The 20,580-nt window shown below is 65.6% G+C and carries 18 protein-coding genes and 1 riboswitch; of the genes, 7 read left to right on the top strand and 11 right to left on the bottom strand.

Going from position 1 to position 20,580, the window contains the following annotated elements; translation table 11 throughout:
* Nucleotides 1-32: 32 nt before the first annotated feature.
* The 5 genes from HBF24_RS15670 to HBF24_RS15650 all read right to left on the bottom strand — a co-directional run bounded on the left by HBF24_RS15670 (nucleotide 33) and on the right by HBF24_RS15650 (nucleotide 4,494).
* The gene (locus HBF24_RS15670; protein ID WP_167175000.1) at nucleotides 33-941 is read right to left on the bottom strand and encodes a DUF4097 family beta strand repeat-containing protein; all 909 of its coding nucleotides are present in this window, start codon (nucleotides 939-941) and stop codon (nucleotides 33-35) included.
* A gap of 30 nt (nucleotides 942-971) precedes the next feature.
* Nucleotides 972-1,442, bottom strand: coding sequence for a hypothetical protein (locus HBF24_RS15665; protein WP_167174997.1), 471 nt, complete (start codon nucleotides 1,440-1,442; stop codon nucleotides 972-974).
* A complete protein-coding gene (locus tag HBF24_RS15660; RefSeq protein ID WP_167174994.1) occupies nucleotides 1,439-1,987 on the bottom strand; it encodes a sigma-70 family RNA polymerase sigma factor in 549 nt (182 codons plus the stop codon). The genes HBF24_RS15665 and HBF24_RS15660 overlap by 4 nt, the downstream gene beginning before the upstream one ends.
* 68 nt (nucleotides 1,988-2,055) lie before the next feature.
* The gene (locus HBF24_RS15655) at nucleotides 2,056-3,831 is read right to left on the bottom strand and encodes a phosphoenolpyruvate carboxykinase (GTP) (RefSeq protein ID WP_167174991.1); all 1,776 of its coding nucleotides are present in this window, start codon (nucleotides 3,829-3,831) and stop codon (nucleotides 2,056-2,058) included.
* An 84-nt stretch (nucleotides 3,832-3,915) separates the two neighbouring features.
* A complete protein-coding gene (locus HBF24_RS15650; protein WP_167174988.1) occupies nucleotides 3,916-4,494 on the bottom strand; it encodes a TetR/AcrR family transcriptional regulator in 579 nt (192 codons plus the stop codon).
* A gap of 141 nt (nucleotides 4,495-4,635) precedes the next feature.
* On the opposite strand from HBF24_RS15650, the gene HBF24_RS15645 reads away from it, so the two are divergent.
* Nucleotides 4,636-5,538, top strand: a complete 903-nt coding sequence (locus HBF24_RS15645) for an alpha/beta hydrolase (RefSeq protein ID WP_167174985.1) — start codon at nucleotides 4,636-4,638, stop codon at nucleotides 5,536-5,538.
* On the top strand, nucleotides 5,535-8,021 hold the full coding sequence (locus HBF24_RS15640) for an acyl-CoA dehydrogenase (protein ID WP_167174982.1): 2,487 nt from the start codon (nucleotides 5,535-5,537) through the stop codon (nucleotides 8,019-8,021). The genes HBF24_RS15645 and HBF24_RS15640 overlap by 4 nt, the downstream gene beginning before the upstream one ends.
* Nucleotides 8,022-8,108: 87 nt before the next feature.
* Here HBF24_RS15640 and fghA read toward each other — a convergent pair whose 3' ends face one another.
* Together fghA and HBF24_RS15630 are read right to left on the bottom strand one after the other, a co-directional pair.
* A complete protein-coding gene (gene fghA / locus HBF24_RS15635) occupies nucleotides 8,109-8,963 on the bottom strand; it encodes an S-formylglutathione hydrolase (RefSeq protein ID WP_167174979.1) in 855 nt (284 codons plus the stop codon).
* A 100-nt stretch (nucleotides 8,964-9,063) separates the two neighbouring features.
* Nucleotides 9,064-10,665 (bottom strand): peptide chain release factor 3, encoded by a 1,602-nt coding sequence (locus tag HBF24_RS15630; protein WP_167174976.1) that lies wholly within the window; start codon nucleotides 10,663-10,665, stop codon nucleotides 9,064-9,066.
* Nucleotides 10,666-10,887: 222 nt separating this feature from the next.
* A riboswitch (SAM riboswitch) is annotated at nucleotides 10,888-11,017 on the top strand.
* 108 nt (nucleotides 11,018-11,125) lie between these two features.
* On the opposite strand from HBF24_RS15630, the gene HBF24_RS15625 reads away from it, so the two are divergent.
* The 3 genes from HBF24_RS15625 to HBF24_RS15615 are packed head-to-tail and all read left to right on the top strand — an operon-like array spanning nucleotide 11,126 to nucleotide 14,437.
* Entirely contained in the window at nucleotides 11,126-12,151 is a 1,026-nt protein-coding gene (locus tag HBF24_RS15625; RefSeq protein ID WP_167174974.1) for a homoserine O-succinyltransferase, read from the top strand.
* Nucleotide 12,152: 1 nt separating this feature from the next.
* On the top strand, nucleotides 12,153-13,346 hold the full coding sequence (gene metB, locus HBF24_RS15620; protein ID WP_167174971.1) for a cystathionine gamma-synthase: 1,194 nt from the start codon (nucleotides 12,153-12,155) through the stop codon (nucleotides 13,344-13,346).
* The gene (locus tag HBF24_RS15615; RefSeq protein ID WP_167174968.1) at nucleotides 13,343-14,437 is read left to right on the top strand and encodes a homoserine dehydrogenase; all 1,095 of its coding nucleotides are present in this window, start codon (nucleotides 13,343-13,345) and stop codon (nucleotides 14,435-14,437) included. The genes metB and HBF24_RS15615 overlap by 4 nt, the downstream gene beginning before the upstream one ends.
* Before the next feature lie 88 nt (nucleotides 14,438-14,525).
* On the opposite strand, the gene HBF24_RS15610 is transcribed toward HBF24_RS15615, so the two are convergent.
* The 3 genes from HBF24_RS15610 to HBF24_RS15600 form a co-directional block, all read right to left on the bottom strand.
* Nucleotides 14,526-14,756, bottom strand: coding sequence for a helix-turn-helix transcriptional regulator (locus HBF24_RS15610; protein ID WP_167174965.1), 231 nt, complete (start codon nucleotides 14,754-14,756; stop codon nucleotides 14,526-14,528).
* Entirely contained in the window at nucleotides 14,753-15,223 is a 471-nt protein-coding gene (locus tag HBF24_RS15605) for a hypothetical protein (protein ID WP_167174962.1), read from the bottom strand. The genes HBF24_RS15610 and HBF24_RS15605 overlap by 4 nt, the downstream gene beginning before the upstream one ends.
* 202 nt (nucleotides 15,224-15,425) lie before the next feature.
* The gene (locus HBF24_RS15600) at nucleotides 15,426-17,102 is read right to left on the bottom strand and encodes an APC family permease (RefSeq protein ID WP_167174959.1); all 1,677 of its coding nucleotides are present in this window, start codon (nucleotides 17,100-17,102) and stop codon (nucleotides 15,426-15,428) included.
* A gap of 222 nt (nucleotides 17,103-17,324) precedes the next feature.
* Here HBF24_RS15600 and gloA point away from each other — a divergent pair, with 222 nt between their 5' ends.
* Together gloA and dld are read left to right on the top strand one after the other, a co-directional pair.
* Nucleotides 17,325-17,867 carry a lactoylglutathione lyase gene (gene gloA, locus HBF24_RS15595; protein ID WP_167174956.1) on the top strand — a complete coding sequence of 181 codons (543 nt, stop codon included), beginning with the start codon at nucleotides 17,325-17,327 and terminating at the stop codon, nucleotides 17,865-17,867.
* 16 nt (nucleotides 17,868-17,883) lie between these two features.
* A complete protein-coding gene (gene dld / locus HBF24_RS15590) occupies nucleotides 17,884-19,590 on the top strand; it encodes a D-lactate dehydrogenase (protein WP_167174952.1) in 1,707 nt (568 codons plus the stop codon).
* Here the strand turns inward: dld and HBF24_RS15585 are convergent.
* On the bottom strand, nucleotides 19,582-20,565 hold the full coding sequence (locus tag HBF24_RS15585) for an MBL fold metallo-hydrolase (RefSeq protein WP_167174949.1): 984 nt from the start codon (nucleotides 20,563-20,565) through the stop codon (nucleotides 19,582-19,584). The two genes, dld and HBF24_RS15585, sit on opposite strands and share 9 nt — an antisense overlap.
* Between the last annotated feature and the right edge of the window lie 15 nt (nucleotides 20,566-20,580).

Genomic DNA, 20,580 nt, shown 5'->3' with positions numbered 1-20,580 from the left:
GTGGCGGTGCCTGCCCCCCAATCGATCGAGCCTTACTGGCCGCTGCGTACGCGTAGATTGCCGGAGAAGGTTTCCACCTTGATGTTGGCATCACCGTTGCCGATGCGCGTGTCCAGCTTGGAACCGGGGCCATGCTCACTGTGCGAGACCTGGCCGACGTCGCTGCGCAGCGCGCCGCTGAAGGTGGAGGCGTGCATTCGCGCCGAGGTACCGGCGGGCAGGTTCAGGCGCACGTCGCCGCTCATCGAGTCGATGTCGACATCGCCGTCCTTGTCCGGTCCGCCGTCGAGCTGAAGGTCGCCGGAGACCGTACTAAGTGACACTTTCTCGAACGGGCCACCGCCGACCCGGGCATCGCCGGATACCGTTTGCACCTTGGCCACGCGGGCCACTTTCGGCGCCAGCACATCGCCGCTGACCGTTTCCAGATCGGCCCGCTTCACAGTGCCATCAAGCTGTACGTTGCCGCTCACCGAGTCCACGCTGACCGACGGGCTCTCGGCATCGACGTGCACCCGGCCACTGACGGTGTCGATGTCGATGCGCCCGCCCTTGAGGCCGCTCATGCTGACCTCGGCGCTGACCACATCCACACTCAGCGAGACACCGCTGGGTACCTGGATGTTGAGCGCGGTCGGGCCCATGTGGGTGTCGTTGCCCCAGCTGAACCAGCCCGAGCTCGATGGGCCCTGCACCTTGATCGAAAGGTCGTGGCTGTCACCGCTCACCTTGAGCGGCTGGGCGCCATCGCCGAGGGTGCCGGTGATGCGGATCTGGTTGCGATCCCAGGCGGTGACGGTCACTTCGCCCTTGACGTTGTCGATGCTGACATGGGCATCGGCGTCGAGCTTGCGGCTCTGGTCGATGGGCGTGTCGGCCATGGCCTGGCCCATGCACAGCAGCAGGCTGGCGGCCAGCAGGGTTCGGTTGATGGACTTCATGGTGCTCTCCGCAGGGCAGTGGGGGCGTGCTCAGCCGGCCTCATTCTCAAGGCGGCGCAGGCGCATTTGTTGTTGTTGGGTACGATGCATCAGACGGTGCAGATAAGGCGAATCAGGCGCCTGCTGCATGGCCTGGGCCAGCTCCAGACGCGCGGCCTGCAGCTCCACCGCGGCCCCGCTCAGACGGGGATCCTTGGGCTGCCAGGACCTTGCCAGCGCCGGCGTGGCGGCCACGGAGCCGGCGCTGACACCGGCGCTGCGCTGGGCCAGGCCGATGGCCAGTACCGAGACCGCCGCTACCGAGGCGGCCATGGCCCACGGCAGCAGGCGGGAGCGGCGCACGGGTGGCGTCAGCGTGTGCAAGGTGGCGGCCGGGGCGGACGTATCGGCGTGCTCGTCAGCTCGTTCCAGACGTGCCGCAATCGCCGGCCAAAGGTCGCGTGAGGGCGGTTCGGGTTGGGCCAGATCACGCATCTGGCGGTGCCATTGAAATTCGTTCATGAGCGTTCTCCAAGCGCGCGGCGCAGCAGGCCTCTCGCGCGGTGCAGCTGGGCCTTGGACGAACCGACGGCCATGCCGGTTTCGCGGGCAATGTCCTCGTGACGCCAGCCTTCCACATCGTGCAGTACCAGTACCACGCGCGCTCGTGGCGGCAGCGCGGCAATGGCCTGTTCCAGTTCACGCCGTTCGGCGGGGCAGAAGGGCTCTTCGCCCACATCCGGCGGGCCATCCTCGCCGGCGTCGTAGATCGGGCTCGATGCCTGTGAGCGCAGTGCCATCAACGCGGTATTGACCGACAGCCGGTACAGCCAGGTGCCGAAGGCGCTCTCGTGGCGGAAGCTGCCCAGTTTCTGCCAGGCCTTGACGAACGCTTCCTGTACCAGCTCTTCAGCGCGTCCGTGGTCGTAGCCGACCAGTCTCAGCACGGCACCGTGCACCCGACCCACGTGGCGCCGATACAGCGTCTCGAAGGCGGCGGTGCTGCCACGCAGCGCGTCGCGTGCGAGCTCGTTGTCGGTCGCTTGCGCCGTGGGCGTGGGCGGCATGAGGGTTCCGATGCTTTGGCAGGCTGCGTCCATGTTGCCAGCTTGGATGCAACATGGCGCGGAAAGGTTTAGTCGGCCGCGTGCATCGGTTCGCCCTGGCCTGTGATCGCCTTGCGCATGTTGGCCAGCTCGTCGGTCAGCGCCTGCGGCAGGCGTTCGCCAAAGCTGGCCAGGTGACGCTCGATGGCGGCCAGCTCATCGCGCCAGGCCTCAGTGTCCACCGACAGCAGCGCCTCAAGTGCGCCATCGGCCAATGGCAGGCCGTCCAGGGGCAGGTCGTCGGCATGGGGCAGTCGGCCCACCGGCGTTTCGCGGGCTTCGACCTGACCGCTGACACGCGCCAGAATCCATTCCAGCACACGCATGTTGTCGCCAAACCCGGGCCACAGGAACTGGCCCTCGTCGTCGCTGCGGAACCAGTTGACGTGGAAGATGCGCGGCAGCTCGGCATCGTCATGCGCAAAGCTCAGCCAGTGTTCGAAGTAATCGCCGAAGTGATAGCCGCAGAACGGCTTCATGGCCATCGGATCACGGCGGGTGACGCCAACCTTGCCGCTGGCGGCGGCGGTGGTTTCCGAGGCCATCGAGGCGCCCATCAACACGCCGTGGGTCCAGTCGCGTGCCTCCAACACCAACGGCATCAACGAGGCGCGTCGGCCGCCGAAGACAATGGCCGAGATCGGCACGCCGTGGGCCGCTTCGGCCTCCGGTGACCAGCTCGGGCATTGCGTGGCCGAAACGGTGAAACGTGCATTGGGGTGTGCTGCCGGCCCGTTGGCCGGATCGTAGGGGCGGCCCTGCCAATCGGTTTTGGGCTTGCCCGGAAGGCCTGGCCACCAGGGTTTCTTGTCAGCGGTCAGGGCGACGTTGGTGAAAATGGCATCGTGACCGAGCATGGCCAGCGCGTTGGCATTGGTGGCCTCGCTGGTGCCCGGCGCCACACCGAAGTAGCCCGCTTCCGGGTTGATCGCCCAAAGGCGTCCATCTGCGCCCGGCTTCATCCAGCAGATGTCATCGCCGACGGTCCAGATTTTCCACCCCTTGTTGCGATGGCCTTCGGGCGGAATCAACATCGCCAGATTGGTTTTTCCGCAGGCGGAAGGGAAGGCGGCGGCGATGTAGTGGATGTCGCCGGCGGGTGTCTGCACACCAACGATCAGCATGTGTTCGGCCAGCCAGCCCTCGTCGCGGGCCTGCCAGCTGGCGATACGCAGCGCATGGCATTTCTTGCCGAGCAGGGCGTTGCCACCATAGCCCGAACCGTAGGATTCGATGGTCGCCTCTTCCGGGTAGTGCATGATGAAGCGGCGTCTTGGATCCAGTTCGCCGGTCGAGTGCAGGCCGCGCACGAAGTGACCCTCGCGCTCGATGCGTTCCAGCGCCGCCTTGCCCATGCGCGTCATGATGCGCATGTTGGCCACCACATACGGGCTATCGGTCAGTTCCACGCCGCAGCGTGCCATCGGCGAGCCCAGTGGCCCCATGCAGTAGGGCACCACGTACAGCGTGCGTTCGCGCATGCTGCCATCGAACAGCGCATCCATCTGCGCATGCGCCTCGGCCGGATCCATCCAGTGGTTGTTGGGGCCGGCGTCATCGCGTTCCTCGGTACACACGTAGGTCAGATGCTCGACGCGAGCGACATCGTCCGGATGCGAGCGGTGCAGATAGCAGCGAGGGTGCGTCTTGGCATTGAGCGCAATCAGTTCGCCGCGGGCGAGCATGCCCTCGACCAGTGTGTCGTACTCGTTGTCCGAGCCGTCGCACCAGTGCACATGCTTGGCGCGTGTGCGGCGGCGGACCGCTTCGACCCACTGATTAAGCGCTGACAGGGAAGAGCTCACGGCAACGACCTCGCGGTAATGCTATCGCGAGGCCGAAAGTAGACGGCCGATGCCGTCAATGCAAGACATCGTGCGCCCGGCGGCTCACTCGGGAACGAGCGTGCGAATCATGTGCTCGACGTATTCGTCGAATGCCTCATGGCCCAGCTTGGGCAGACCCAGGGTCAGGTTCAGCTGCAGAAAGCCGACGTAGGCGGCATAGGTCAGGCGTGCGCGGTTAAGGGCATCGGCCTCGGCCAGTCCCGCCTCGCGGTAGGCGCGGGTCAGAAATGCCATGCGCTGGCCGGAGACGCGGGCCATCAGCGGCACGACCACCGGCTGGTCGAGCGCCTTCAGCAATGCAGCGTAGATGCGTGCGTGCATGTTCTCGCGGGCCACGCGATGGAACAGCTCGCGCAGGCGCTGATGCGGTTCGGCGATGGTTTCGATCTGTGCCAGCACGTCGCGTTCTTCGTAGCGTTCCCAGCGCTCCAGCGCCGACAGCAGTAGCGCCTCGCGGGTGCGGAAATGCCAGTAGAAGCTGCCCTTGGTGACGCCCAGACGGCGAGCCAGGGCCTCCACGGCCAGCGCGCCGATGCCGGACTCGGCAATCAGCTCCAGTGCGCCCAGCTCCCAGTCCTCGGCGGACAGGCGGGTGCGCTCGGGTTTGGTTTCGGCTTCCATCCGCTGATGGTAGCCGCTCGCGCGGCGGATGCAATCACCATGCCGGTGCAAGCGCCCTCCAAATGCTTGATTTGCGGGCCATGGATTGACCATACGCCAGCGCATTGACAAGGCCGTCGGGACACTTACATACTCCAGCGTATGGTTGCCCTTTCCGACAAGCTGGATGACGCGCCGGTACGCTATCTCAAGCGTGCGGACGGTGTACGCCTGGCATGGCGCGAGCTGGGCCCGCGCCAGCAGCGCAGCGTGTTGTTCGCGCACGGTTTTGGACAGACCCATCAGGCCTGGGCCGGGTCCATGCAGGCGCTGGCCGACACCGGCATGCACTGCGTGGGTTTTGATGCGCGCGGACATGGCCTGAGCGATCGCCAGCCCGGCGGCGACTATGCCATGCGCACCTTCATCGACGATCTGGACGCGATGGCGCGCGCGCAAGCGCAGCCGCCCGTGCTGATTGGCGCCTCCATGGGCGGTCTGCTGGGGTTGGCCGTGGCCGGGGAATGCTCCTCACCGCCATTTTCAGCATTGGTACTGGTGGACATCACACCGCGCTGGCGGCCCGAGGGCGTGGCGCGCATTCTCAGCTTCATGCGCGCCTACCCGGACGGCTTTGCCAGTCTGGAGGAAGCAGCCGAGGCGGTGGCAGCCTACATGCCCCATCGCGCCGCTACCAAAACGCATGCCCAGCTGTCACCGCTGTTGCGTGAAGGCGCGGATGGGCGCCTGCGCTGGCACTGGGATCCGGCCTTGCTCGATACCGTGGCCGAACAGGGCGAAGCCCATCAGCCGCGACTGATGGAAGCGGCGCGTGCCATCCGCATGCCGGTGCTGCTGCTGTCGGGCGGGCGCAGCGAAGTGGTCGGCGAAGACCACGTCCAAGAATTCATGCAGCTGGTGCCGCACGCCCGACACGTGCAGTTGCCGGCGGCAACGCATATGGTTGCAGGTGACGCCAATGATGCGTTTACCCGCGAGATCACGAAGTTCGTAAGGTCGCTGGATGGTGCCGGCGATACGAAGTCCCGAGGTGACAAGTCATGACTGCCGTACTTCCCCTTCTTGCCGCACTCATCGTTTCACTGGTGTGCGCCTATCTGCGCATCGGTCTGCGCCTTTGGTCATTGCTGACAGCGGCGGCCATCGTCGTGGTCGGCCTGCTGGCGGCGGCGCCGGTGGCCATGGTGGTGACGCTGATCGTGTTTGCCATCATCGCCGTGCCGCTGAACCTGGACGGCCTGCGCCGCCAGCAGATCAGTGCACCGGCGCTGAAAGCCTTCGCCAGGGTCACGCCCAAACTGTCCGACACCGAGCGCACGGCGCTGGAAGCGGGCACGGTCGGTTTCGAGGGCGAGCTGTTCTCGGGCATGCCGGCCTGGCGCCAGCTGCTGGAGCAGCCGCGGCCGCAGCTGTCGGCCGAGGAGCAGGCCTTCATGGACGGCCCGGTCGAGCAGTTGTGCGCGATGATCGATGACTGGCAGATCACCCACGAACTGGGCGACCTGCCGCCGCAGGTGTGGGAATTCGTCAAGGCCAACAAGTTCTTCGGCATGATCATTCCGAAGGAATACGGTGGCCTGGGCTTCTCGGCGCTGGCGCATTCGGCGGTGCTGCAAAAGCTCTCCAGCGTCTCGGCAACGTTGTCTTCGACCGTGGCCGTGCCCAACTCGCTGGGTCCGGCCGAGTTGCTGCTGCACTACGGCTCGGACGAGCAGAAGAACCATTACCTGCCGCGCCTGGCCGACGGCCGCGAAATTCCGTGCTTCGCGCTGACCGGTCCGCAGGCCGGTTCCGACGCCACCTCGCTGCCCGACTACGGCATTGTCTGCAAGGGTATGCACAACGGCGAGGAAGTGCTGGGCATTCGCCTCTCGTTCGACAAGCGCTACATCACGCTGGCTCCGATCGCCACCATCGTCGGCCTGGCCTTCCGCATGTACGACCCGGACCAGCTGCTGGGCCACACCGAAGATCTCGGCATCACGCTGGCGCTGATTCCGCGCGAAACGCCAGGCCTGGAAATCGGCCGCCGTCACTTGCCGCTGAATATCCCGTTCCAGAACGGCCCGGTGCGCGGCAAGGATGTGTTCGTGCCGATGTCCACGCTGATCGGCGGCGCGCACATGGCCGGGCAGGGCTGGCGCATGCTGGTCGAGTGTCTGTCGGTGGGGCGCGCCATTTCGCTGCCGTCCAATGCCACTGGCGCGGTCAAGGCGTCGGCGGCAGCCACCGGTGCCTATGCGCGCATCCGCAAGCAGTTCGGCCTGGCCATCGGCCGTTTCGAGGGTGTGGAAGAAGCGCTGGCCCGTATCGGTGGTCACAGCTACGCCACCACCGCGCTGTCGCTGGCCACCGCCTCGGCGGTCGATCGCGGCGAGAAGCCGGCTGTGCCCTCGGCCATTGCCAAGTATCACGCCACCGAGTGGAGCCGCGAGGTGGCCAGCGATGCCATGGATGTGCACGGCGGCAAGGCGGTACAGCTGGGGCCCAGCAACTACATGGGCCGTGGCTGGGCCAGCGTGCCGATCGCCATCACCGTGGAAGGCGCCAACATCATGACGCGCAGCCTGATGATCTTCGGTCAGGGTGCGATCCGCTGCCATCCTTACGTGCTCAAGGAAATGCAGGCGCTGTCGGTGGCCGATTACGGCGACAAGCTGCGCCAGTTCGACAAGGCACTGTTCGGCCACATCGGTTTTGGCATCTCCAATGCCGTGCGCGCCTTCGTGCTGGGGCTCACCCACGCCAAGATCGGCCGCGTGCCGGGCGACGACTACACGCGCCGTTACTATCGCAAGCTCAACCGTTATTCGGCGGCACTGGCGCTGTGCGCGGATGTGTCGATGGGCGTGCTGGGCGGCAAGCTGAAGTTCAAGGAGAAGCTTTCCGCGCGCCTGGGCGATGTGCTGAGCTATCTCTATATCGCCGCCTACATGCTCAAGCGCTACGAGGACGAGGGCCGTCCGGAGAGCGATCGTCCGTTGCTGGCCTGGGCCTTCCACGAGTGCGTGTGGCGCATGCAGATGGCGCTAGATGGCGTGATCCGCAACTTCCCGGTGCGCCCGGTGGGCTGGTTGATGCGCGTGCTGGTGTTCCCGTTCGGCCGTCGTGAAGTGCCGCCGTCCGATCGCCTGGGGCGCCGCGTCGCGGCCATTCTCACCGCACCCAATGAGGCGCGCGATCGCATGCTCAACTGGATTTACCTGTCGCCCTCGGACAACAATGCCATCGGTCGCATGAACGCGCTGTTGCCGGAGGTGATTGCGGCCGAGCCGGTGGAGCGCAAGTTCCTGAAGGCCATGAAGTCCGGCCAGATCACCGCGCACGATTACGAGGCGCAGCTGGCGCAGGCGGCCGAACTGGGCGCGATCAGCGAGGCCGAGCGCGATCAGCTGGCGCACATCCGCAAGGTCACCGCCGAATTCATCAACGTCGATGATTTTGATCCGTCAGAGCTGCGCGCCGCCGTGGTGCGTGGCGAGAACAGTGCCGGCGTGGCGCAGGACACCACCCAGCAGGCGGCCTGAACGCCGAACCTTTCGTAACGTCCGTAGTGAAAACGAAAACGCCGCGATCCCTAAGGTCGCGGCGTTTTTAATGGGGCAACGCCTCGTTCAGTCGGCGAGCATGCGCGCGTGGTGGCGCAGGTGGTCGGCGATGAAACTGGCGATGAAGTAATAGCTGTGATCGTAGCCTGGCTGCATGCGCAGGGTCAGCGCCTGGCCGGCGTCGCGACAGGCGCTGGCGAAACGTTCCGGCTGCAGCTGGGTGTCCAGAAAACCGTCCGCATCGCCCTGGTCGATCAGGATCGATCCGCTGACTCGGCGCCCTGCGGCCATCAGTGCGCAGGCGTCGTAGGCTTTCCAGGCCTCGCGGTTTTCGCCCAGGTAGCGCGGGAAGGCTTTTTCGCCCCACGGCACCTGGCTGGGCGCGACGATGGGCGCGAAGGCCGAGCAGGAGCGGAAAATTTCCGGATAGCGAAGCGCCATCACCAGCGCGCCGTGGCCACCCATGGAGTGACCCAATACACCGCGACGCGCGCTGTCGGCCGGAAACCGGGCTTCGATCAGCTTCGGCAGTTCCTCGGCAATGTAGCGGTGCATGTTGAAGCGCTGGGCGTAGGGCGCTTGCGTGGCGTCCAGGTAGAACCCCGCGCCCTCGCCAAATTCCCAGTCGCCGGTGGCCGCTTCGATGCCGGTGTCGCGCGGGCTGGTATCGGGCATCACCAGCATCAGCCCCAGTTCGGCTGCCAGACGTTGCGCGCCGGCCTTGATGGTGGCCGTTTCCGGCGTGCAGGTGAGTCCGGCCAGATAGAACAGCACCGGCACGCGAGCGGCGCCGGCTTGCGGTGGTGTGTACACGGCAAAGCTCATCGGCCCGTCGCAGGCTGACGAGTGGTGCCGGTAGAAACCCTGCGTGCCGCCGAAGCAGCGCTGCTCGGAAACCGTTTCGATGCCGTCGTGCGCCATGAGTCCTCCTCGTGCCGATGATGCGGAACGCGCCGCGGCCAACGCCACGGCGGATGTCAAAGTCTAACGCGCCGGCTTTGCCGGTCCGACCCGTGAAGGCTCAGCCGGCTACCGCGGTGGCGTGTTCGCGGGTGGCCTCGAAGCGCACCTTGGGCCAGCGCTCCTGGGTCAGCTGCAGGTTGACGCGGCTGGGCGCCAGATAAACCAGCTCGCCGGCGGCATCCAGTCCCAGGTTCATGGCGTTTTTCTCGCGGAACTCCTCGAGCATCTTTTCATCGTCGCAATGCACCCAGCGCGCGGTGACCACGCCGACGTTGTCAAAACCGGCCTCGACGCCGTATTCGTCCTTCAGCCGGTAGGCGACCACATCAAACTGCAGCACGCCGACCGCACCCAGCACCAGGTCGTTGCTCATCAGCGGGCGGAAAAACTGCGTGGCGCCTTCCTCGGACAACTGCGCCAGGCCTTTCTGCAAGGCCTTCATCTTCAGCGGATCGCGAAGACGGGCGCGCCGGAACAGCTCGGGAGCAAAGTTGGGGATGCCGGTGAACGACAGCGCCTCGCCCTCGGTGAAGGTGTCGCCGATGGAGATGGTGCCGTGGTTGTGCAGGCCGATGACGTCACCCGGATAGGCCTTGTCGACGATCTCGCGGTCCGAGGCCATGAAGGTGAGCGCATTGGCAATGCGCACATCCTTGCCGGTGCGCGTTTGCAGCATCTTCATGCCGGCGGTGTAGGTGCCCGAGCAGATGCGCATGAAGGCCACGCGATCGCGATGTGCCGGGTCCATGTTGGCCTGGATCTTGAACACGAAGCCGGAAAGCTTCTCTTCGCCGGCCTCGACGGTGCGCGTCAGTGTCTCGCGCGGCTGCGGGCCGGGCGCCTTGTCGACAAAGAAATCCAGCAGCAGCTGCACGCCGAAGTTGTTCACCGCCGAGCCGAAGAACACCGGGGTCTGCATGCCGGCCAGGTACAGCGATTCATCAAACGGCTCGGCCGCACCGGTCACCAGTTCCAGCTCGTCGCGCAGTTCCGCCAGTGCGTTGTCGCCCAGCAGCCCTGCCAGCTCGGGGTTGTCCAGGCCCTTGATCACGCGCGCCTCCTGGCGCTCGTAGTTCTTGCCGGCCTCGTACAGGTACACCTCGTCGCGCAGCAGGTGGTACACGCCCTTCAGGCGCTTGCCCATGCCGATGGGCCAGGTGATCGGCGCGCACTGGATCTTCAGCACCGATTCGACTTCATCCAGCAGCTCCAGCGGCTCGCGACCCTCGCGGTCGAGCTTGTTGATGAAGGTCATGATCGGCGTGGTGCGCAGGCGACACACGTCCATCAACTTGATGGTGCGTTCCTCCACGCCCTTGGCGCAGTCGATCACCATCAGCGCCGAGTCGACCGCCGTCAGCACGCGGTAGGTATCTTCGGAGAAGTCGGCATGGCCTGGGGTGTCGAGCAGGTTGACGATCTTGCCGCCATAGGGGAACTGCATCACCGAGCTGGTCACCGAAATGCCGCGCTCTTTCTCCAGCGCCATCCAGTCCGAGGTGGCATGGCGCGCCGCCTTGCGGCTTTTCACCGAGCCGGCCATCTGGATGGCGCCGCCAAACAGCAGCAGCTTTTCGGTCAGGGTGGTCTTGCCGGCGTCAGGGTGGCTGACGATGGCAAACGTACGCCGGCGGATGGTTTCGGTGCGTGGCTCGGTCATGGCTTGCGCTGGGTCTGGGCGGGCAAACCCGTCATTTTACAGGCAAGCCCGGGTGGCGGCGAGCGTGCGCCCCGCGGCACACGGCTTTGGGCTTGGCGATGAAAGACCTGCGCCTCTGGCGCTGCCTGGCGTAATGAGCCGTTCGTACATGCCGTTTTGGATATATAGACATCTATACGTCTATTGACAGTGTGCCAGCAGGGGCATAGAGTCGGCTCTGCAAGCTCATCGAGACCGGCGGAGGGACAGGCCCTTTGATGCCGGGGCAACCCGCGGAAAGCCTTGGAAAGGGCCTTTCGCACGGTGCCAACTCCTGCGGCAGGCCCTTGCGGCCGTGACCGGAAGATGAGTCGACGCACGCCACGGCCTCATCTTCGGCCACGTGCCCACCGACCCTCCATCTCTCGCTCTCCGCAGGCTGGCGCCACAGGCACAGCACCCAAGCGGAGATTGATCGAAGATGGCTCTGGAAGTGGTTTCCTCCACCCCTGTTGATGCGCCCCAGGCGACGCCGTTGCCGGTGCGTTCCGGTTTTGGCTGTCAGCGTGGCCGGCGCCGGGTGCGCATTACGCCGCACTATGGCGATGCCGTGCGCGAGGTGGAGGTGAGCTATCTGTGGGCCGGCGCGCCGGGCGCACCCACGGTGATCGTGCAGGGCGGTATTTCCGCCGATCGTGATGTCTGCGCCAGCGATGCGGTCAGCGAGGGCTGGTGGTCGGGTCTGGTAGCGCCGGGCGCCGCGGTGGACCTCAATAGCTATCGTGTACTGGCGATCGACTGGCTTTCAGCCGCTGATCTGGGCACCTCGGCGGTTTCCAGCCACGATCAGGCCGCGGTGTTGGCAGCCCTGCTGGATGATCTTCGTATCGCCCGTGTCGCAGCGTTTGTCGGGTCGTCCTACGGTGCCATGGTCGGGCTGGCCTTCGCTGCCGATCACGGGCATCGCCTGGAGCGCCTGGTGGCGTTGGCCGGCGCGCATCGCCCGCATCCCTTGGCCACCGCACAGCGCGCGGTACAGCGCGGCATCCTGCGTTTTGGTCTGGAGTCGGGCGATGTCGCCCAGGCCATGTCGCTGGCGCGCCAATTGGCCATGACCACCTATCGCGGCGCGGATGAGTTCGCGCAGCGCTTTGCCGGTGAGCCGGCCTTCCGCGACGGGCGCTTTCGCCGCCCGGTCGAGGATTACCTGGAACACGCCGGTGCCCGCTTCGTCGGCCGCTTCGACGCGCGCCGCTATCTGAGCCTTTCCGAGTCGATTGACCTGCACGAGGTCGATCCGGCCGCCATTCGCGTGCCGGCCACGCTGATCGGCTTTCCGTCCGACCGCCTGGTGCCGCTGGCCGATCTTTGCGAGCTGCAGCGTCGTCTGGGTGCGGGCGCCTCGCTGGAAGTGGTCGAGTCGCTGTATGGCCACGATGGCTTCCTGAAAGAAATTCCCAGCCTGGCGCCGCTGTTGCGCGAGGCCCTCGAATGTTGTGGAGAGTGACATGAGCATCCCGTCCGCCAGCACCACCCGCGCGGTTCGCGCCGGCATCGAAACCGATACCCAGCATGGCGCCGTGGTCCCGCCGCTGCACCTGTCCACCAACTACACCTTCGAGGATCTGGGCCAGAAGCGCGCCTACGATTATTCGCGCAGCGGCAATCCGACCCGCGATCAACTGGCCGCGGCCTTGGCCGACCTGGAGCAGGGCGCTGGTGCAGTCATCACCTCCAGCGGTATGGCCGCGATCTCGGTGACCTTGGAACTGGTGCCGGCCGGCGGCCTGGTGGTGGCCGCCAATGACTGCTACGGCGGCACCTGGCGCCTGCTCGACGCCTGGGCCAGGAAGGGACGGTTCCGGGTCATCTTTGCCGATCTGACGAACCCGGCCACGCTGGCCGAGGCGCTGGCTGAAAACCCTGACCTGGTCTGGGTGGAAACCCCGTCCAACCCGCTGGTGCGCATCACCGATGTGCGCCACGTGGCGCAGGCCGCGCATGCGGTGGGCGCGCTGTGCGTGGTCGACAACACCTTTCTTTCGCCGGCGCTGCAGCAGCCGCTGACGTTGGGCGCCGATGTGGTGGTGCATTCAACCACCAAGTACATCAATGGTCACAGCGATGTGGTCGGTGGCGCCGCCATCGGCGCCACGCCGGAGCTGGCCGATCAGCTCAAGTGGTGGGCCAATTGCCTGGGCATGACCGGCGCGCCGTTCGACAGCTTCCTGACCCTGCGCGGTTTGCGCACCTTGGGCCCGCGCCTGCGCGCGCACCAGGAAAATGCCGCACGTGTGGCCGAGCTGCTGGATGGCCATGCGGCGGTGCAGGCGGTGTATTACCCGGGGCTGGCTTCGCATCCGCAGCATGCCCTGGCAGCGCGCCAACAGTCCGGATTCGGCGCCATGCTGAGCTTTGAGCTGGAGGGTGGCGAAGCGGCGATCCGCGCCTTCCTGGATGGTCTGGCCTATTTCTCGCTGGCCGAGTCGCTGGGTGGCGTGGAAAGCCTGGTGGCGCATCCTGCGTCGATGACACACGCGGCGATGACGCCCGAAGCGCGCCACGCGGCGGGTATTGCCGATGGTCTGTTGCGCCTGTCGATCGGTATTGAGGATGGCGACGATCTGATCGCCGACCTTGAAGCCGGTCTCAAGCGCGCGCTGGCGGTGAAACAGGCCACGCTCAAGCAGGTCAGTGCATGAGCGCGGTGCTGTCTGAAAAATCCGCGGACGTCGCAGCGGCGCCTGTGCAGGCGCAGAGCATTGCCATGGTGCTGTTGGGTACCGGTGTGGTCGGCGGCGCGTTCTTGAAAATGCTCAACACCCCGGCGGCCGCGCATTTGCGTCTGGTCGGCGCTGCCAACTCGCGGCGCCAGCAAACCGAGCCCGAGGCGCTGGCACGTAGGGGTCTGCGCGAGGAGCTGCGCCAAAGTGGCCAGCCTCGGGATGATGCGGCCCTGCTGGCCGCGCTCGATGCCAGTGACGCCGCGCACAAGGTGGTGATCGATGCCAGCGCGTCGGCAGAGCTGTGTCAGCGCCACCCGCAGTGGCTGGCCGCCGGCTATCACGTGGTCACCGCCAACAAGGCGCTTTCCGGAGGCTCGCTGGCCGGCTGGCGAGCGTTGGAGTCGGCGTTGAACAGTGGCGCGCGTTACGGCGGCTCGGCCACGGTGGGCGCCGGGTTGCCGGTCATTTCCAGCCTCAAGCGCCTGAAGCGCTGCGGCGATGCGCTGCTGACGCTGGAGGGCGTGTTTTCCGGCTCGCTGTCGTGGCTGTTCAATCAATATGATGGTTCGCAGCCGTTCTCGGCGTTGTTGCAGCGGGCGCGCGAGCTGGGTTTTACCGAGCCCGACCCGCGCTCGGATCTTTCCGGTGACGATGTCGCACGCAAGCTGCTGACGCTGGCGCGCCACGCCGGCTTTCACCTTGCCGAAGACGAAGTGGTGGTCGAAAGCCTGGTGCCCGAAGCGCTGCGCGAGCTTTCCACCGCCGACTTCCTGAACCGGGCGCAGGCGCTGGATGCGCCGATGGCGGCGTTGCTGGCCGAGGCGCGCGAGCGCGGCGGTGTGTTGCGCTATCTGGCGCGGCTCAACCAGCGCGGCCATGCCCGCGTCGGTCTGGTCACCGTGCCCGGCGATCATCCGGCGGCGCGTCTTTCCGGTACCGACAATCAGTTCGCCCTGACCACCACGCGTTATCACGACACGCCACTGGTCATCCAGGGCCCCGGCGCCGGCCCGGAAGTCACCGCGCAGGCGCTTTTGGGCGACGTGCTGGAGCTGGCGGGCGTCTAGGCTTCTGGGTGGCCAAAAGCCGCCCCTGCACCGCGGCCCTGTAGTTTCTCGTTCCGGTGCTCTCTCGCCTAGACGTACCGGCTCGACCTCATGATCTGGGTGGATCGGTTGCCGATTCATCCAGATGGAAAATGGCCTCGACCGGTACACCGAAAACGCGGGCCAGACGCAGGGCGAGCACGGTAGAAGGCACGAATACCCCGCGCTCGATGGTATTGATGGTCTTGCGGGTGACGCTGGCGCGTTCGGCGAGCTCGGCCTGGGTCCAGTTTCGTTCGGCGCGCAGCACCTTGAGGCGGTTGCCAAGCCCGGGGCTCATTCGGCGGCGACCCGGTCCAGGACGAGAAAGACGATGGCTGGTGTCGCCGTGGCTATAAGCAGCCCCAGATGCAGCCAGCCCATGGCCACCATGCGTACGGCGTGTATCTGATCGGCCAGCTGGATCACGAGCAAGTAGGTTACCGTGGTGAGATAGCCCCAGATCGTGCTTCGTCTGCGCAGGCTGACGGCGTACTCATCGGCCCATGCGGCAGCGACGATGGGGTCGTGTTTGGCCTGCCTTTTCAGCTTGAGGACGCGCGTTGCGTAGACCATCGAGCCGATCGCTCCCACCAGGCTACTGATACCCAGCAACCCCTGGGCCCATGTGGCGACAGGGTGGCCGAAGAATTCGCGCATCACATCAGGTGTCTGGAAGGCCAGCCAGAACAGGAGCCAGCCCCACATCAAGTGACGATAAGTGGCGCTGACGCGGTCGATCGAGACGCCAGCGGAACGGGTTTCCATACCAACGAACCTAAAAGTAACTTGTAGGTTACAAAATAGGTCGCATGGGTGACGCCGTCAAGGTGCGGCCGTTGTGCTCGTGCGTAGACTCCTGCATCAGCACTAGCGAACGGCTACTGCCCAGCGTGTGTCGCGCGCCTGAAAGCACATAAAAAAGCCCCGCCAGCGCTGGCGGGGCTTCGGTGACACGTATTTACGGCGCTTACTTGCCGTGGTGCAGCTGGTCGGCGATGGCGCGGGCGTCATCGTCTTCCGGCGGCGTATGCGGCGAGTCGGGCGAGAGTTCGGCCTCGAGGCGAACCGCCTCGATGGTCGGTGTGCGCCAGCCGGACTTCACGCCCCACAGGTAGAACACCAGGCCGATGACGGCCACCACGCCCAGGTCCCAGCCGTAGGGGATGATGTTCATGCCGCCAAATTGCGAGGAACCGATCAGCGACACGGCGGCCAGGGCGATCAGATAGAACACCAGCCACCAGGCACCCTTCATGTGGCGACCGAAGTCCTTCCAGCCCTGCTTGGCCTGGTAATAGAAGTAGATCGGCAGCGCCACGACCATCAGCAGGATGATCTCGCCGGTCAGCGGCCACTTGGCCCAGTACAGCAGTTCGGCCGACATGATGAAGGCGACGCCGGCGATCATCGACAGGCCGCGCAGGCGGAACGGGCGGGCCAGTTCCGGCGCGGTGCGGCGCAGCGTCATCACGCTGACCGGACCGGTCAGGTAGGAGATGATGGTGGCCACCGAAATCACCGCCGCCAGCGAATCCCAGCCGCGGAAGAAGAACAGGAAGATGAACGCCACCACCAGGTTCAGCCACATGGCCGGACGCGGCGTGCCCCACTTCGGATGCACGGTGCCGAAAATCTTCGGCAGGGTGCCGTTGCGCTCCATGCCGTAGATCATGCGTGCGGTGGAGGCGGTGTAGGTCATGCCGGTGCCGCTGGGGCTGACGAAGGCGTCGGCGTACAGCAGGATGGCCAGCCAGTTCAGGTTGACGATCACCGCGAGCTCGGCGAACGGCGAGCTGAAATCAATGCCATGCCAGCCGGCCTTGGCCAGCATCTGCTGCGGCACCGAGCCCAGGTAGGCCACCTGCAACAAGACGTAGACGATGGTCGCCAGCACGATGGCGCCGATGATCGCCAAGGGAATGTTGCGGCCAGGGTTGCGCGCTTCGCCGGCCATGTTCACCGGACTCTGGAAGCCGTTGAAGCTGAACACGATGCCGGCCGTGGCCACCGCCGTCAGAATGGCCGCGAAGTCGTTGGTGTGCGAGCCACCGTTGACGCCGACGCTGAAATTCTCGTGATGGAAACCGCTGGCGATCAAGCCGATGCCGGTCACCGCCGGAATGAACAGCTTGACGATGGTGATGGCCGAGTTGGAGCTGGCGAACAGCTTCACGCTCCAGAAGTTGAGCAGGAAGTAGATCACCACCAGCACCGCCGCCAGCATCAGGCCGACGCTGGACAGCTCGCCGACGCCGTTGCTCACGTGATACAGGCTCTGCGCCCAGGGCCACTGCCAGCCGGACATGTACTGCACCGAGGCCTCGGCCTCGACCGGAATCACCGAGACGATGGCGATCCAGTTGGCCCAGCCGGCAATGAAGCCGACCAGCGAACCGTGCGAGTAGTGACCGTAGCGCACCATGCCGCCGGTTTCCGGAAACATGGCCCCCAGTTCGGCGTAGGTCAGCGCAATGGTCATGATGATGGCCGCACCGAGCACCCAGGCCCAGATGGCCCCGGGTCCGGCCAGTTTGGCCGCGTTCCAGGCGCCGAACAGCCAGCCCGAGCCGATGATCGAACCCAGGCCGGTGAACATCAGCGCCCAAGGCCCGACGTCGCGGCGAATCGATGATTCGTTGGACATACCGTTTCCTTCACAGCGTCCGCTCGAAGCGCGGACCAGCATGACAAAGCGAACGATAGTCGCAGAGCCGCGGCAAGATGTCATCCGGCACAGGTCATGGGTCGTCGCACGTGATGCTGCGACAAAGGTCGCCCTTGAGATACGCCGTGACGCGCGCATTTCTTAAAGGATATGCCTTTGACAAGGCGGCCAGTTCGTACAGCGATTTGCAAGGAGACTGACATGGCTTTCACCGGTGAAACCGCTCCCGGAGTGCGCCCCGCGCCGCAGGCCACCGATGGCTTCCGGCTCAACCACAGCATGCTGCGGGTGAAAGATCCCGAGCGTGCGCTTGGTTTTTACAGTCACATCTTCGGTATGCGCCTGCTGCGCAAGCTGGACTTTCCCGAGCTGGGCTTCTCGCTGTATTTCCTGGCGCAGCTGGGACCGGACGAGCAGCTGCAGGTACCTGACGAAGCGTCGGCGCGCACCGAGTGGACGTTTCGTCAGCGCGGCATTCTGGAGCTGACCCACAACTGGGGCAGCGAGGACCGGGACGACTTTGCCTACCACAACGGCAACGATGAGCCGCAGGGCTTCGGGCACATCTGTTTCTCGGTGCCTGATCTGGATGCGGCGGTGGCCTGGATGGACGTGAATGGTGTGGAGTTCGTCAAGCGCCCGGAGCAGGGCAAGATGAAGGATGTGGCCTTCGTGCGTGATCCGGACGGCTATTGGATCGAACTGGTCGAGGCGGCCCGTCTGGGCCAACTGGGGCTGGGCTGACAAGGAGTCCCAAGTGATGACCGGTGCCACCGACACATTGCTGGAGCATTGTCGCCAGCACCTGGGCCGGCGCCATGTGCTGACCGGTGACAGTGCCACGCGACGTTTCCGCCAAGGGTTCCGCTACGGCAGCGGGCCGGTGCTGGCGGTGTTGCGTCCCGGTTCGCTGGTGCAGCTGTGGCAGGTGTTGCAGGCCTGTGTCGACGCCGATGTCGTGATCATCATGCAGGCGGCCAATACCGGCCTGACCGGCGGCTCGACGCCGGATGGCGATGCTTACGGGCGGCCGGTGGTCATCATCAGCACGCTGCGCATCGGCGCCATCCATCTGCTCGACGGCGGGCGGCAGGTGTTGTGCCTGCCAGGTGCCACGCTGGACCGGCTGGAGGCCAAACTGGCACCGCTGGGTCGCGAGCCGCACTCGGTAATCGGCTCCTCGTGTCTGGGCGCCTCGGTGGTCGGTGGCATCTGCAACAACTCCGGCGGCTCGCTGGTGCGGCGCGGTCCGGCCTACACCGAAATGGCGCTGTATGCGCAGCTGGGCGCCGATGGGCGGCTGCGGCTGGTCAATCATCTGGGCATGGCACTGGGTGACGATCCGCTTGAGCAGCTCTCGCGCATCGATCGCGGACAACTGCCACCGGTGACGGCCAAGGGCTCGGCCTGCGGTTCGGATCACGATTACGCCGAGCACGTGCGCCAGATCGATGCCGACACGCCGGCGCGCTTCAATGCCGATCCCCGGCGCCTGCGCGAGGCTTCCGGCTCGGCCGGGCGTGTGGCGGTGATGGCGGTGCGGCTGGACACCTTCGCCGCCGAGGCCGACACCCGTGTGTTCTACCTGGGCAGCAACGACACCCGCGCCTTCACCGCCTTGCGCCGGCAGATTCTGGGCCAGTTCAAGCATCTGCCGATTGCCTGCGAATACATGCATCGCGATGCCTTCGACATGGCCGACCACTATGGCAAGGACACCTTTCTGGCCATACGCCATCTGGGCACCCGGCGGCTGCCGCGTTTCTTCGCGCTGAAAAGCCGTTTCGACAGCATCGGTGAGCGCCTGCACCTCGGCGCCGCCCTGAGCGACCGGATACTGCAGCGTCTGTCGCGCCTGGCCGGCGATCATCTGCCGCATCGCCTGCGTCAGTGGCGCGAGCGTTACGAGCATCATCTGATGCTGAAAGTTTCGGCCGGGGAAGAGGCCGACACGCGAAAGGCACTGGAAGCGCTGTTCTCAAGCCATGATGGCGGCTGGTTTGCCTGCAGCGCCGACGAAGGGCAGGCGGCATTTCTGCACCGTTTTGCTGCGGCGGGGGCAGCGGTGCGTTATCGCAGCGTGCACCGCGATGAGGTCGAAGACATTCTGGCGCTGGATATCGCCCTGCGCCGCAACGACCGGGACTGGTTCGAGCAGTTGCCGGCTGATATCGCCGCACCGATCAGCCATCGCCTTTACTACGGACACTTCCTTTGCCATGTGCTGCATCAGGACTACATCGTGCGCAAGGGCACCGATGTGCATGCGCTGGAGCAGCGCATGCTGGGCATTCTGGATACGCGTGGCGCGCGTTATCCAGCCGAGCACAACGTGGGGCACCTGTATCCGGCGGCCGAATCGCAGCAGCGCTTTTTCCGCGAGCTGGATCCGTGCAATCGCTTCAATCCGGGCATTGGCCATACCTCGCGTCAGCCGGATTGGGCGCCGCAGAACGCGTCACAGTGACCAGCGCGCGCCGATCGGCATCAACCGGAAATCGGCGCTGGACACGCCATGTTCGCGCAGCGCGCGCTTGAGCTGGCGGGGCGGTTCGTCCAGCGCATCGTCGGCCAGTTCGAAGGCGCCCCAGTGGATCGCCAGCGAGCGGCCGATGCCCAGCTCGCGATGCAGCTGTACCGCCTGATTCGGGTCGATGTGCTGCGATGACATGAACCAGCGCGGCGCATAGGCACCGATCGGCAACGCGGCCAGATCGATGGGCCCAAGACGCTGGCCAATCTCGGCCAGCTGCGGCGCGTAGCCGGTGTCGCCGGCGAAATAGAAACTCAGCCGATGATGCTGCATCACCCAGCCACCCCATAGCGTGCGGTTGCGGTCCCACGGCGTGCGTGCGCTCCAGTGCTGGGCCGGCACGCAGGTAAAGCGCGTGCCGCGATGCGTGTGCGACTGGTACCAGTCCAGTTCGAAAACATGCTGCGCTCCGTGTCTGCGCAGCCAGCGGGCCAGTCCCAGAGGGACCAGGAAACAGGCCGCCGGAAAGCGGCGAACCAGTTGCCGCACGGTGGCGCGGTCCAGGTGGTCGTAATGGTTGTGCGAGATCAGCACCACGTCGACCGGTGGCAGTTGTTTCACCCGCGCGGCGGGTGGCGTGCGCCGGCGCGGGCCGGCAAACGATACCGGAGAGGCTCGTTGGCCCAGTACCGGGTCGGTCAGTACGGTCAGGCCGTCCAGCCGCAGCAGCACGCTGGCGTGGCCCAGCCACCACAAGGCATCACCGTGTCCATCGAAGTCGGCCTCCTGCCACCAGCGTTGTTCGAACGCAAGATAGCCCTTCTCGGGTGGTTTCGGGTGCTGCTCTTGGCGACGCTCGCGCTGCCAGCGGCGAAAATCACCGGGTCCGTTCGAAAATGGCTGCAGGGCACGAAAGCCGTCTTCGGTGTGGTGCGACTTGTCGGGATCGAAATAACGGTTGCGGCGCATGAGTGGCGAATCGAC

The sequence above is a fragment of the Oleiagrimonas sp. C23AA genome, assembly GCF_011759385.1.
GTDB lineage: Bacteria > Pseudomonadota > Gammaproteobacteria > Xanthomonadales > Rhodanobacteraceae > Oleiagrimonas.
This window is presented reverse-complemented; position numbering and strand designations above follow the sequence as displayed.